Annotated in this window: 11 protein-coding genes; 6 read left to right on the top strand and 5 right to left on the bottom strand. The window is 54.1% G+C overall.

The features are described from left to right. Positions 1–109: 109 nt before the first annotated feature. Positions 110–916: a calcium-binding protein gene (locus HJG54_RS20260; protein WP_316430995.1), complete on the top strand. Its 807-nt coding sequence runs from the start codon at positions 110–112 to the stop codon at positions 914–916. Between the two features lie 140 nt (positions 917–1,056). Here HJG54_RS20260 and HJG54_RS20255 read toward each other — a convergent pair whose 3' ends face one another. Together HJG54_RS20255 and HJG54_RS20250 are read right to left on the bottom strand one after the other, a co-directional pair. After that, a complete protein-coding gene (locus HJG54_RS20255) occupies positions 1,057–1,944 on the bottom strand; it encodes an Rpn family recombination-promoting nuclease/putative transposase (protein ID WP_316430993.1) in 888 nt (295 codons plus the stop codon). Between the two features lie 210 nt (positions 1,945–2,154). Continuing rightward, positions 2,155–2,427 carry a hypothetical protein gene (locus HJG54_RS20250; RefSeq protein WP_316430991.1) on the bottom strand — a complete coding sequence of 91 codons (273 nt, stop codon included), beginning with the start codon at positions 2,425–2,427 and terminating at the stop codon, positions 2,155–2,157. 660 nt (positions 2,428–3,087) lie between these two features. Between HJG54_RS20250 and HJG54_RS20245 the strand changes: the two genes are divergently transcribed. From HJG54_RS20245 to HJG54_RS20230, 4 genes are all read left to right on the top strand, one after another. Further along, entirely contained in the window at positions 3,088–3,378 is a 291-nt protein-coding gene (locus HJG54_RS20245; protein ID WP_316430990.1) for a hypothetical protein, read from the top strand. Positions 3,379–3,483: 105 nt separating this feature from the next. Continuing rightward, entirely contained in the window at positions 3,484–6,987 is a 3,504-nt protein-coding gene (locus HJG54_RS20240) for a DUF4347 domain-containing protein (RefSeq protein WP_316430988.1), read from the top strand. 132 nt (positions 6,988–7,119) lie between these two features. After that, a complete protein-coding gene (locus tag HJG54_RS20235) occupies positions 7,120–8,661 on the top strand; it encodes a DUF4347 domain-containing protein (RefSeq protein WP_316430987.1) in 1,542 nt (513 codons plus the stop codon). A 91-nt stretch (positions 8,662–8,752) separates the two neighbouring features. Beyond that, positions 8,753–10,612, top strand: a complete 1,860-nt coding sequence (locus tag HJG54_RS20230; protein WP_316430986.1) for a DUF4347 domain-containing protein — start codon at positions 8,753–8,755, stop codon at positions 10,610–10,612. A 337-nt stretch (positions 10,613–10,949) separates the two neighbouring features. Here the strand turns inward: HJG54_RS20230 and HJG54_RS20225 are convergent, their stop codons facing one another. Together HJG54_RS20225 and trxA are read right to left on the bottom strand one after the other, a co-directional pair. Next, positions 10,950–11,627 (bottom strand): nitroreductase family protein, encoded by a 678-nt coding sequence (locus HJG54_RS20225; RefSeq protein WP_035997715.1) that lies wholly within the window; start codon positions 11,625–11,627, stop codon positions 10,950–10,952. Between the two features lie 263 nt (positions 11,628–11,890). Further along, on the bottom strand, positions 11,891–12,214 hold the full coding sequence (gene trxA / locus HJG54_RS20220; protein ID WP_035997709.1) for a thioredoxin: 324 nt from the start codon (positions 12,212–12,214) through the stop codon (positions 11,891–11,893). Between the two features lie 192 nt (positions 12,215–12,406). On the opposite strand from trxA, the gene HJG54_RS20215 reads away from it, so the two are divergent. Beyond that, positions 12,407–12,772, top strand: coding sequence for an ArsR/SmtB family transcription factor (locus tag HJG54_RS20215; RefSeq protein ID WP_316430985.1), 366 nt, complete (start codon positions 12,407–12,409; stop codon positions 12,770–12,772). A 73-nt stretch (positions 12,773–12,845) separates the two neighbouring features. Here HJG54_RS20215 and cysH read toward each other — a convergent pair whose 3' ends face one another. After that, a complete protein-coding gene (gene cysH, locus HJG54_RS20210; RefSeq protein WP_316430984.1) occupies positions 12,846–13,604 on the bottom strand; it encodes a phosphoadenosine phosphosulfate reductase in 759 nt (252 codons plus the stop codon). Positions 13,605–13,770 lie beyond the last annotated feature (166 nt).

Genomic DNA, 13,770 nt, shown 5'->3' with positions numbered 1-13,770 from the left:
TTGTGGGATAGCCAAATTAACCAATGCGTTGCTGCTAATCGAACGCAGCCGTAACCGTAACGTTCCCACTAACATCCAATTACTTATCCTCAAACCAGGAGATCTAACAATGGCATTTATTCCAGGTACCATCGACGACGATGATCTGAACGGCACCGAGTTCTCAGATATCATCACTGGCGAGGCCGGCAACGATACTCTCGATGGCGGCACAGGTGGCGTTTTTGATGCCGACTTTCTCTATGGCAATGCAGGTAATGACAGACTTTTTGGCAACGAGGGCAACGACTACCTCGATGGTGGCGATGATCGTGACACCTTGGTTGGCGACAATGGTAATGACATCATTGTCTGTGGCAATGGCGATGATCGTGCTTCTGGCGGCAACGACATTGACTTCCTCTACGGCAATGCGGGCGATGACCGATTGAGCGGTGGCAGTGGTAGTGACTACCTCGATGGCGGCGATGGTAATGACACCTTGGGTGGCGGCGATGGCAATGACCTCGGCATTGACACTCTAGTGGGCGGGACCGGAAATGATCGCTTGAACGGCTTCGAGGGAGACGACCTGCTGTTTGGCGGTATCGGGGCCGATACGTTTATCTTCTTTCCAATTGTCGGTGCCGATATCATCTATGACTTTCAGTTGGGTCAAGACCAAATTGAGTTAGTTGATTTCAATTTCGACCCGGCTACTGACTTGGCTTTTGTGGCGAGTGACGCTGCCGCAGAAACCAGCAGTGCCCGGATTGTTTACAGCCGAGGCAGTGGTTCGCTGTTCTTCAACCCCAACGGCAGTAGCGCCGGATTTGGCACTGAAGACTTGGGCTATGGCTCTGCGGGCGGCAGGATTGTCACCGTGCTGGGAGCACCTAATCTGACTAGTGCCGATTTCATTGTCCCTGCGCCGTAGAGCTTGATGTAGCCCCACACGTCATGCCCTTGGCTGACCAACAGGACAGCAAACCAGTTCTCTAGGTCGCCAAGGGCAGCAAAATTGAGCAGAGTTTCTTGCGCCTCTAGCTGTTCCAACAGGCTGCTTCTGCCGTCCCTTCATTCCCTAGACTGATCACCAGGCAGGGTGGCTAGCCAGTTCTCCAAATCACTCAGGGCAGCGAAATCGAGCAGGGCTTCGCCTAAGGTCTCTAGCTGTTCCAAGTCAAGGGCTTGCACCTGAGCCACAATCTCTAATGGCAACTCACCGACACGGCGAGTCAAGAGCTTAAGGATCAGTGATTGCCGACCTTCTTGCCGTCCCGCTTCTCGCCCTCGCTTTTCGCCTTCTTGCAATATCTCCTGATACCAGGGTGACTCTCGCAATATCGCCATATCCCACCTCATGATTTGCTGCACGACTGCACTGTCCAATACAAAACTAGCAAAGAATCCCAGTAACGATTCCAACTCGACCATCTGCTGATCCTGCCGCAACTGGTTCAACGCTCGCTGCACAACCGCCACCGCTCCACCCTGCTTCAAAATCGGCACAAAGGGCAATAGGGCTGTGAGTGACTGCTCAAATACTAGTTCTGCCTCTACCTCCCAGAGGTTGATGACGCGATAGTCTTGTCTCGCTTCTAACCCCAGAAAGCTGGACTCATAGCGCTGAGCAATCACTACCGAAGCAGCAGGGGACAGGATGTTCACCAGCACTGGATAGACCGGCAGGTTATACTTCTCCTCCGCTAGGGCGGCGTAGGCTCGCATTCGCGTCGGTAGGTTGGCGTTGTAGCGCAACTGCAACTCATTCATCACCAGGAATTCGCCATGCTCAGGACTGCTGACTTTGACCAGCACATCGTTGTCGCGGCTGAGCCACTGAAACTCAGAGCCGAGGATCGCTTGAGCGACCAGATCCGGCTGTTGCGTCACCCACTGCACCCAAGCAGTGGGAGCGAGGCTGATCAAGCGTTTGCCGCCAATGTCTGCTCTTTTAATCACAATAGTTGATCACAATAGACCGGAATAGACTTTCTTCAGTTTTCATCCCTATTTCATCCCTAGCATATCCATAGCTAATCTAGCCAATTCATTCTGCTATCACCTCAGCAACGATAAAGCATCAATGTTCAATCATTTTGACTGTAGCTCTACAGCAAAACATTAACTACCGAAGTAATAGCTGGGGTAATGGCTGAGCTAATAATCGAGTCAACGCACCAGAATGCTGATATATTTGCCCGCTAGTAGGGGGAAGGGCACAATCGGCGTGAATTTGCCCCGGTCGCTGGCTACCTGCTTGACCACCAACTCGTGGATAGCAAACTCAATCTGCTCCTGAGTGCCAATTAGCCAGATGCGCAGCCGGTCGCCGCCCAGATTGATGCCCGAATTGCCAAACTGATTGCCAAACTGATCGCCAAACTGATCGCCCAATTGCTCGCTAAACTGCTTTGCCAGCCGTGGGTTAAACTCTGTAGTCATGTTGATTCGCCTTTGTTTTCTTGCTGTTTTCTGGTGAAGTGAGAAGAAAACTTAAGGCGTGGTGGTCTAACCACGGGGTAACGAGGAGTGTCAAATCGCCCGATCTGGTTGCAGCAGAAACTGTTGCACCGGCAAGCGGTCCATCGGCTGCAACGATCGTTTACACTTGACACAGCCAGGTTCTCTGTCGTTAGCAGAGACTTTGGTTAGCTGGCTAGTTGTGCTGGTTACACTTCTAGTCAGCGACCTCGCCTTAAGCTGTCTACCGGTTCAGCATCACTGAACTCGTGAGCAAAGCATAGAGCATCGGGAGCTATCCTGCAAGCGTAGTTGGGTGACTTTTTGTGAATTTGGCAGGTGATGGGTGGGTGGGGCCGGTGGAGGATAGCCGGTTTGTTAACTTCCGTAATTATTCTGTCAAGCTTGTATAAATTTAAGTGGAAGGAATTAGAGAGTTTCGTAAACTTGCCTTATAAGTTTGATGGTGGAACGTGGTTCTGCTTCAGGGTTTGTGCAAACAGCAGCCAATGGTGGCGTCAGCTTCAAGTGAATTTAGTCCCTATTTGAAGTGATATGGCTCGGAGAACTTTGCTACTTTAGCCTGGCTATCCAAGTTGCCGCTTCAGATCTATCCAAAGTCCCCCCCTTTGTCATCCCTCTATGTCTGATCGTTCTCCCGGTCGGTTTGAGTCGGTTGTGGGTAATCCGATTGCTCGCATCCTAGACCCAGAATTAGTCATAAAGTCTGCTACAAAATTTGCCATAACATCCACGCTATTTATTCTGATTGCACTTCTAGTTGCAATTCTGACCCCATCTGTATCTGGCTGGGCCTGCATCGACTGGGCCTGCATCGGTCTGGCGATTGTGTCAATTGTCCAACTTATCGCAATGACCTCAGCATCTAGGAGTTGCCCAGCTTTGGGGTGGCTATTGGGGGTGAGGTGGTAGCGGCAGTGACTGATAACATTCCTACCCTGGCTTTTTGAGGAAGCTGGGGGAATTGTGCTGTTTGTGTGCTCCTGAATGACCCTTTCAATCACTCCAGAGGTTTCTATGTCGAATCTACAGAGTTTGAGTCCAACTGAGATAGCCTTTGTCGATGCAGGCGTTGCCGACTCTAGTTCACTAATCGCTCAGTTCACAGCAGGCACCGAAGTGCATCTGCTCGATGCTTCTCAAGATGCGATTGACCAGATCACGCAAGTTCTGTCAAGTCGTTCTCAGGTCAGCGCCGTCCACATCGTTTCGCACGGCAGCGATGGTGCGTTGCAGTTGGGCGGAGAAACAATCAGGGATTTGAGTGAATATGAGGCTGAGCTACAGCAATGGTCCAACTCGCTCATAGCCAATGCCGACATTCTGCTCTATGGCTGCAACGTGGCAGCAGATGCAGCAGGTGTGGCGTTTATACAGAGTCTGGCCCAGCTCACGGGGGCGGATGTGGCGGCCTCGGATGACCTGACCGGACTGGGCGGCGACTGGGAGTTGGAATACCAGACGGGGCAAGTCGAGACGGTCGGCTTGGCTGCTTTCAACTACAGCTCGACTCTGGCCAGCTTCACCGTCAGCAACACCAACGACAGCGGTGCAGGCTCACTGCGACAGGCGATTCTCGATGCCAATGCTGCGGCAGGAGCCGACACGATTAACGTCACCACCACGGGCATGATCACCCTGACCACTGGCGAACTGACCATCACCGACAGCGTCAGCATCAACGGCAACGGCATCACCATTAGCGGCAACAACGCCTCGCGGGTGTTCAACATTGATGATAGCAATGAAAACCCTGATAAGACCGTCAGCCTGGATAGAGTGACCATTACCGGGGGACGCCGCACGCTCAGCATCAGCTTGGGTGGCGGCATCTTCAGCACTGAGAACCTCACCCTGAGCAACAGCACCATCAGCGGCAACTCCACCGCAGCCGCCTTCAGTGGCTTTGGCGCAGGCATTTATAGCTCTTCTGGCAGCCTGACGGTGAGCAACAGCACCATCAGCAATAACTCCATGTCAGAAGGCATCAATTTTGGCGCAGGCATTTATGTTACTGGTAGCCTGACGGTGAGTAACAGCACCATCAGCAATAACTCCGCCTCAGGGTTTAGCGGCTCTGGCGGCGGCATTGATACGACCAGTGGCAGCAGCGTCAGTGTGAGCAACAGCATCATCAGCAATAACTCCGTCTCAGGAAGAGGCGGCAGTGGCGGCGGCATTGCTAGCAGAGGCAGCCTGAGCGTGAGCAACAGCACCATCAGCAATAACTCTGCCTCATCAACCTTCACAACAGCACAAGGTGGTGGCATTTATAGCTTGGGCAGCCTGAGCGTGAGCAACAGCACCATCAGCAATAACTCCGTCACCACCACCACCTTAGAGGGCACCTTTGGCGGCGGCATTTATAGCAGTTCCGATCTATCGGGACAGATTGCCACCATTCGCAACTCGACGATCTCAGGCAACAGTGCAGGAGTGGGCGGTGGCATCTACAATAGCGAGGGTCTGCTGCAACTGCGCAACTCCACCGTCACCGCCAACACCGCAGGGCAGGGCAGTGGGGTCGCCAGCGTTGGGAGCACCTCCACCCGCACCGAGGGGGTCTCCAGCATCATTGCAGGTAACAGCAGCGGAGATGTCGATTTCAACAACGCCACCAACTCCTTTGCCAGCCTGGGCAACAATCTGATTGGCAGCGGCAACGCCACTGGTGCCTTCAACCAAACCGGCGACCAAACGGGTGTCACCAACCCCGGTCTGGCAGCTTTGGCCAACAACGGCGGTCCCACCCAAACCCATGCCCTGCTCACCACCAGCCCTGCCATCAATCGAGGCAGCAACCCCGATGGTTTGACCACCGACCAGCGCGGCTTTACTCGCATTGTGGGCGGCACAGCCGATATCGGCGCGTTTGAATCCGGAGCGACAGTAGCCAACACCCCTCCTACCACCACCGGCATCGCCAACGTCACGGTGAACGAAGACGCTTCTGCCACGACCATCAACCTGTTCGATGTCTTCGCCGACGCCCAGACCCCTGACTCTGGCTTGAGCTACAGCGTCACCAATAACAGCAACCCCGGACTGGTGGGCACCAGCATCACTGGCGGCAATCTCACCCTCGCCTATGCCGCTAACGCCTTTGGCACGGCCAACCTCACTGTCACCGCCACCGACCCCGGCGGCCTCTCGGTCCCCACCAGCTTCAGCGTCACCGTCAATTCGGTCAACGATGCCCCCTCCTTCACCAAAGGCCCAGACCAGACCGTACCGCAAAATAGTGGCCCCCAAACCGTCAACAACTGGGCCACCAACCGCTCAGCCGGACCCGCCAACGAGTCAGGACAAACCCTCAGCTTCCTGGTCTCGAACAACAACAACGCCCTATTTTCGACTCAGCCCAGCATCGACCCGGCCACGGGCAACCTCACCTACACCCCGGCAGCCAACGCCAGCGGCACCGCAACAGTCACAGTCCAGCTCCAAGACAACGGCGGCACCGCCAACGGCGGAGTCGATACCTCTGCTGCTCAAACCTTCACCATCACCATCACCGCCGTCAACCAGCCTCCCTCCTTCACCAAAGGCACTGACCAGACTGTGAACGAAGACAGCGGTCCGCAGACGGTGAACAACTGGGCGACTGGCATCTCAGCCGGACCGAACGAGTCAGGGCAAACTCTCACGTTCCTGACCAGCAACAACAACAACGCCCTGTTCTCAACTCAGCCTAGCATTGATGCAACGGGCAAACTCACCTACACCCCGGCTGCCAATGCTAACGGCACCGCAACTGTCACAGTCCAATTGCAAGACAGTGGCGGCACGGCCAATGGAGGACAGGACACCTCTGCCCCTCAGACCTTCACCATTACCGTCAACCCGGTGAATGATCCACCTGTGGTCAACCTGACCTCGACCTCCCAGTCGATCCTCTCCAACAACAGCTTGATTAGCGGCGTCAGCATCAGCGACATTGATGCAGGTAGCAGTCCCGTCTCTGTCACCCTGAGCGTCAACAGCGGCACGCTCAATGTGGCCACGACACCGGGCGTCACCATCGGCAGCAACAGCACTGGCAACGTCACCCTCACCGGCACTGTCAGCGACATCAACACGGCTTTGTCAAACCTCAGATATACCAGCTCCAACAGCTTCTCAGGCAACGACAGTCTAAATGTCATCGTGAATGACAACGGCAACACGGGTGGTGGGGCTTTGAGTGACAGCAAGACCGTTGCTCTGTCTGTGGTGCGTGACCTGGGGACACTGGGTGTGTTTGGTCAGGTCGTCAGCGGTACGGTCAACGCCTCTGACCCCGAAGACCTGTATCAGGTGACGCTCACGACAGGAGCAACCCTGTTCCCCAGTCTGTATGTGCTCACGGGCGATGCGGACCTGGCGATTCTCGACAGTGTGGGTACCGTGATTGCCTCATCGAACAATCCGGGCTTGCAGGCCGAGCTGATTACCCAAGCCGTGCCAGCGGGAACCTATCGAATCAGAGTGCGACGCTTCACCGGTTCGACCAACTACAACCTGGTGATTGCCAAGTATTAGGGGGTGTATCCAGCTCAGCCCAGTTGGGGAGTTGCTGATTATGCAATGGCTTCTAGTCAACTGGGCTGAGCTGGTTGTGTTTGTTTATCTGTAGATTAATTCGTTCAGTTTTGATTCAACAAGGTATAACCGATGACTACTCAATCTAGTGTTTCCTTCAACGGTCAGATTGCTTTCGTTGATGCTGGCGTCTCTGATTCAGCATCGCTAGTCTCACAGTTCCAGCCTGGAACAGAAGTGCATTTGCTTGCTTCGTCTCAGGATGCAATTGAGCAGATTACGCAGGTTCTAGCGAGTCGTTCTGGTATCAGTGCGGTTCACCTCGTTTCACATGGCAGCAGTGGCGCGTTGCAGCTCGGTGCAGAAACAATCAGCGACCTGAGCGAGTATGATGCTGAGTTGCAACAGTGGTCAAATGCCCTCACGGCTGATGCCGATATTCTGCTCTATGGCTGCAACGTGGCGGCGGGTGAAGCAGGCGTGGCGTTTGCCAATAGCTTGGCTCAGCTCACAGATGCAGATGTGGCCGCCTCAGATGACCTGACCGGACTAGGTGGGGACTGGACTCTGGAATACCAGACCGGCAGCATCGAAACGGCGGCGATTGCCGATACGACCTACCAAGGCACACTGGTCAACTTCTTTGTCACCAGCACTGCTGATACCGTCGATGCCACCGATAACGTCCTCACCCTGCGCGAAGCCATCACTGCTGCCAATAACCAAGCTGGCACCGACAACATCTTCTTCAGCGTCAACGGCACCATCACCCTGACTGGCGGCGAGCTGGGCATCAGCAGTGACGTGAATATCTACGGCAACGGTGCACCGTTCGTGACCATCAGCGGCAACAACGCCAGTCGGGTGTTCAACATCAATAGCGGCACAGTGCTGCTTTCAGGACTGACGGTGGCGAACGGGTTCGCGGGTGGCGACAATGGCGGTGGCATTCTCAACAGTGGCATTCTCACCGTCCAGTTCTGTACGCTGCAAGGCAACTTGGCACTCTTGGGCGGCGGCATTAACAACAGGGGCACGCTGACGGTGAGTGGCAGTACCTTCAGCGGCAACTCGGCCCCCAGCGGCGGCGGCATTTTCAACAGGGACACTGTGACGGTGAGTGGCAGCACCTTCAGTGGCAACTCGGCAGGCGACGGTGGCGGCATTAGCAACTTTGGCACCCTGACGGTGAACAGCAGTACCTTCAGTGGCAACTCGGCAGACGGCTTGGGCGGCGGCGGCATTTACAACCTTGGCACTGTGACGGTGAGTGGCAGCACCTTCAGTGGCAACTCGGCAAGCAGATCCGAGGGCGGCGGCATCAACAACCTTCGCACCCTGACGGTGAGGAGCAGCTATTTCCTGAACAACCGGGCCAACACTGAGGGCGGCGGCATTTCCAATAGATTCATCGGCACCGCCACGCTGATCGGCAATGTGATCAGCCAAAACAGTGCAAACACTGGAGGTGGCGTCTTCAACGACGGTAACACGGTGAACTTGCAGCTCAACAACATCAGCAGCAACACGACCGCCACTGGCCCAGACCTGTTCGGTGCCTTTGTCAGCGGGCTGGGGACACCGGGCAGCTTCGGCTTCAACGTCATTGGCAAAGGCGGCGGCTTCAGTGGCATCGTCAATGGCGTCAATGGTGACGTGATTCTGGTGCCCTAGTCGCAGTCAAGTTTGAGGAGGTAGCTGTCACGATCGCTATCTCCTTTTTCTGCTCTTATCTATCTCCTTCTCATCTTTATGGAGTTATTCGATGAACACACAATCTGTTTGCTTCAATGGTCAAATTGCCTTTGTTGATGCTGGTGTTGCCAACTCTGATGCTCTGACCGCTCAGTTCAGCTCAGGCACCGAAGTGCATCTACTCGATTCGTTTGAGGATACAGTTGAGCAAATCACGCAGGTGCTAGCGAATCGTTCCAACGTCAGTGCTGTCCACATCATCTCGCACGGCGGCGATGGTGCGTTGCAGTTCGGCGGAGAAACTATCAGTGACTTGAGCGGGTATAAAGCTGAGCTACAGCAGTGGTCAAATTTCCTGACTTCTGATGCCGACATTCTGCTCTATGGCTGCAACGTGGCGGTGAATCAAGTCGGACAAGCGTTTGTGAATCAACTGAGCCAACTGACTGGAGCAGATGTGGCCGCCTCCGATGATCTGACAGGACAGGGCGGCGATTGGGATCTGGAATACCAGACGGGCAGCATCGAAACGGCTGCAATTGCTGCAACTGACTACAGCTCAACGCTGGCCAACTTCACAGTCACCAGTCTGGACGATACCGTCAATCCCAGCGATGGCGTGATTACCCTGCGTGAAGCGATCAACACTGCCAACATCCTCGACGGTACCGACAACATCTTCTTTGCCGTCAACGGCACCATCACCCTGGGCGGTTCAGAGCTGACGATCAGCAGCGACCTCAACATCTTCGGCAACGGGGCAAGTCTGACCACGATCAGCGGCAATAACGCCAGTCGGGTGTTCAGTATCAGCAGCGGCACCGTGACCCTCTCAGGACTGACGGTGGCCAACGGCAGTAATGCCAGCGGCGGCGGCATCGACAATGCAGGCACCCTCAGCCTGCTCAACTGCATCGTGCGCGACAACCTGGCAAGCGACGGTAGTGGTAATGGCTTTGGTGGCGGCATTCTCAATCAGGGTACGCTGACAATCACAGGTGGCACGATCCGCAACAACACAGCCTTAGCGCATGGCGGTGGCATCATCAATACAGGCAGCCTCACCATGACAGGAGTGACGGTCAGCGACAATGCTGCCAGTGGATTAAACGGCAATGGCGGCGGCCTCTCGAACACCGGCAGTTTGACCATCAACAGCAGCAGCTTCAGCAACAACACAGCCCTTTTCTTAGGTGGTGGCATCATCAGCTCCGCAGGAAGCGTGACGATTAACGGCAGCACCTTTACAGGCAATCGAGCTGACTTTGGTGGCGGCATCTTCAATGCAGCGACGCTGACGATCACGGGTAGCACCTTGCGTGACAATCGAGCTGGTGGAGGTGGTAGTGAAGGCGGCGGCATTTTGAACAGCGGGACGCTCACGGCCACTAGCGTCATTTTCACGGGCAATCAGGCGGACCAAGGCGGCGGCCTCTTCAACGAGAACGAAGCGGTCGTCGATTTCTGCACCTTCACCAACAACCAGGCCGACGATGAGGGCGGCGGCATCTTCGCCAGAGGTGTGCTCAACCTGGGCAGCAGCTACTTCCAGGGCAATAGCGCTGGCGTAGCAGGGGGTGGACTTTACCTCACCGGCAGCGATGCCAAGGTCAGCCTCTCCACCTTCCTCAGTAACAGTGCTAGCAATGGCGGGGCAATCGGGCTGGGTGTGTCCAGCGGTACGAGTACGCTGCTGGTCACCGATTCAGTTCTGCGCTTCAACAGCGCTACGACCAGCGGCGGCGGCATCTTTGCTGGAGCAGGCGATCAGGTGACGCTTCGGCGTTCTCAGGTGCGGCAGAACAGTGCTCCGAGTGGGGTTGACCTGTTTGGGGCGTACATCAGCGGCGGCTTCAACCTGATTGGCAAGGGCGGCGGCTTCACGGGCATCGTCAATGGCGTCAATGGCGATGTGATTCTGGTGCCCTGACTGGTGCCCTGATCAAACAAATTTGGTTGCTGGCAATTGTGGGATAGCCAAATTAACCAATGCGTTGCTGTTAATCGAACGCAGCCGTAACCGTAACGTTCCCACTAATCTTCAACTCCAACGGCAGTAGCGCCGGATTTGGCACGGTATATTTTCCATTCCTGCCTCTGTTCTTCCAGCCTTTCCGCAATCGCATACGTTTTACAGCCTGTTTCAGGCTAGTGAAGTACGAAAAACGGGGTGCAGAGGCAGTGCCCCTGCGTGGGTGCGAAGCCCCACACCCCCTACACCTCATATGAGTGAAAAACGCTGTATTTAGTTGAATTACTTAAAATCGTTAAAGTGATTCAGTGTAGGTTTGGCCTAGCCGATCCACAAACACATTCGCCGACAACGGCAAACGACCGGCATCTTGACGTGGTTCAGCTGCATAACCCACTGGCACCAGCAGCGCAATTGCAAGATTGGGTTGATCGGCAGCACCAATTACTGCCTTCACCTTGTCTTCTATCCAGCCATTCATGGGACAAGTTGACAACCCGAAGCTCTGAGCTGCCAGCATCAAATGGGTTGCCGCAATCGTAGCATCCTTAACCGCATATTCCCGCCGCTTTTCCCCCAACGCTTCCTGAAACGAAGGGATGGCTTGATCAAAATATGCCACGGTCTGTTCCGTCCAAGCTCCTTTTGCGAGTGCCGTTTCGTAGATCGCGGTGCGGTCTCGCCAGCCTTCAGTATCGGCAGCAAACACAAAGGTTACTGGAGCCTGAACAATCTGCGGTTGGCCCCACGCGGCTTCCGACAACGCTTGCTTCTGATCCTGATCCTGCACTAAAATAATTCGCCAATCTTGCAAGTTAAAGCTGCTCGGAGCCGCCACCGTCAGTTTCACGAGACGCTGTAGTAAATCCGGCGCAATCGGATCAGATTTGAAGTGTTTGATTGAGCGGCGCTGCACAATAGCCGTAGGTACATCAAGTGGTTGAATTTGCCGTTCGGTTTGGATAGCAGTCATAAATTCCTCCAGGAGAATGCGGTGAGTAACGGTACAACGAACGTGATCATGGTCGTTTGAGATTGGCAAACAGTAAAAGCGCAATCCATGAATCGCAAGACTGAATGACTCATCATGCTCATCATGCTCAGAGTGCTCATCATGCTCAGAGTGCAGGCATCTTGGGGGCGGGCAGGATGCCTGCACTGCAAAAGCACCAAATCGCTATCAGAGATGGGCTAGGGAATTGCTAAGCTCGCAGCAGGATTGGATAACGCGAAGGCTTAGAGATATCTTTCAATTGTTGAAGCAATCGTGGATTTGGGTACTGCACCGACCACCATATCCACCTTTTGTCCACCTTTGAAGATCATCAGTGTGGGAATACTGCGAATTCCGTACTGGCTAGCGACATTGGGATTTTGGTCTGTATCTAGCTTCACTACCTTTACCTGTCCATCAAACTGGGTAGCAACTTCTTCCACAACGGGCGCTACCATCCGACAGGGACCACACCAGGGTGCCCAAAAATCAACCAGCACGGGAACATTGCTCTGAAGTACTTCTTGCTCGAAGGTTTGATCAGTTACGGATGCTACGGATGACATCACTGCCTCCTAAAGGATTATTTCTGTATTTCGAAAATCTCGAACAATTAAAATAGTAATGCAGTTTGTGCGATAATGCAACTTAGAAGCAAAATTAATCTATAGCGACTATTAGCCCACTGTTTAGCTAATTTTCCTTATTTGACTTGATCAATAGCGGTATTCCTCGACACGCTAAATCAAAATCTGTATATGAGATTGCTGTATCACCCCAATCAAAAAGACATATCGTTAGCAGGCGTGCTGTATGCCCTTGGGGATCCGGTGCGTTTAGAGATCGTCAGGTGCTTGGCTGAAAAAGGCGAGTTGCCCTGTGCCGCGCTGGATTGTGACGTGCCCAAATCTACCATGTCGCACCATTTGCGTGTTCTACGCGAGGCGGGTGTGCTGCGTTGCCGCAAAGAAGGAACGCAACATATCAATTCGCTGCGCCAGAGCGATCTCGACTCTTTGTTTCCGGGGCTGCTGGAGGTTGTTCTGCGTTCCATGCGTCCTCCCGCTCTTGATGGATTACCTGATGCGGTAGCCACATCGCTGTCCATAGGCGCAAACCCCTAGCGACAAAATTGGTCTCACAAAATTGGTCTCAGGAGTTGGGAGATACAGACTGTACGCACCTACCTGTACTCACCTACAGCGAACTGGAGTCAAAGCTTTCCGATTCTCCCGCCGTCAGAGGTAGATGGATGCCGCACTCCTGTTTCAGCCCTTGGAAGCGGGTATCACGGTCGTTTTCATCAGTAGCGGTAAGCGGGCGGCTCGAATGCCAATCGCCCACTGTAACATAGCCCTCGTCAAACAAGGGATGGTAGGGCAGATCGTGGGTAACGAGATAATCGTATACCTGTTTAGATGACCAGTTGAGAATCGGCAGAATTTTGTAGATGGCCCCTTGCAGGTTCACCACTTCTAGTGATTTACGATAGTCGGTCTGGTTGCTGCGGAGTCCGGCGATCCAAGCAGTTGCACCCAGTTCGCGCAGTGCCCGCTGCATTGGTTCCACCTTACGAATTTGGTCATAGCGGTTCAGCGATTCCACATCATCTTGTGCCCACAGCCGCCCATAGAGAGCCTCCATGCGAGCCGGACTAATAGGAGACTGATAAACCTTGAGGTTGAGCTTTAGCTTTTCGGCCAGCTCTTCAGCAAACAGGTAGGTGGTGCTAGGGAGATAGCCGGTATCGACCCAGATCACTGGAATATCAGGCAAGATTTGGGTCACCATATGCAGCATCACCGCGGAGTGGATGCCAAAACTGGTGCTCATCACCAGTCCTTCGTTGAAAGTATCAACCGCCCACTGCACGATCTGGACCGCATCTGCATTAGCAAGCCGCTGATTCATTTCAGTAAGGCTGGCTTCGTTGTGCTTCAATCTTACGCTGGTCATTGCACTCCCAATTGTGACTTGCTCGGTAACTGGCTCAGCGACGAGCCTTTGAAGAGACCTTTGATTTTGAAGAGAGGAATTTGATCCTTTATCATTTAGCAATCTTCCCATAAATTTTGCCATCTGGCGGTAGGATGATCCCGAAGAAAAGTAGTAGCTCGCTGAA

Source organism: Leptolyngbya sp. NK1-12 (assembly GCF_032598965.1).
In the GTDB taxonomy this organism is placed as follows: domain Bacteria; phylum Cyanobacteriota; class Cyanobacteriia; order Elainellales; family Elainellaceae; genus Elainella.
The sequence above is the reverse complement of the archived record's forward strand: the minus strand, read 5'-3'. Positions and strand labels throughout refer to the sequence as shown.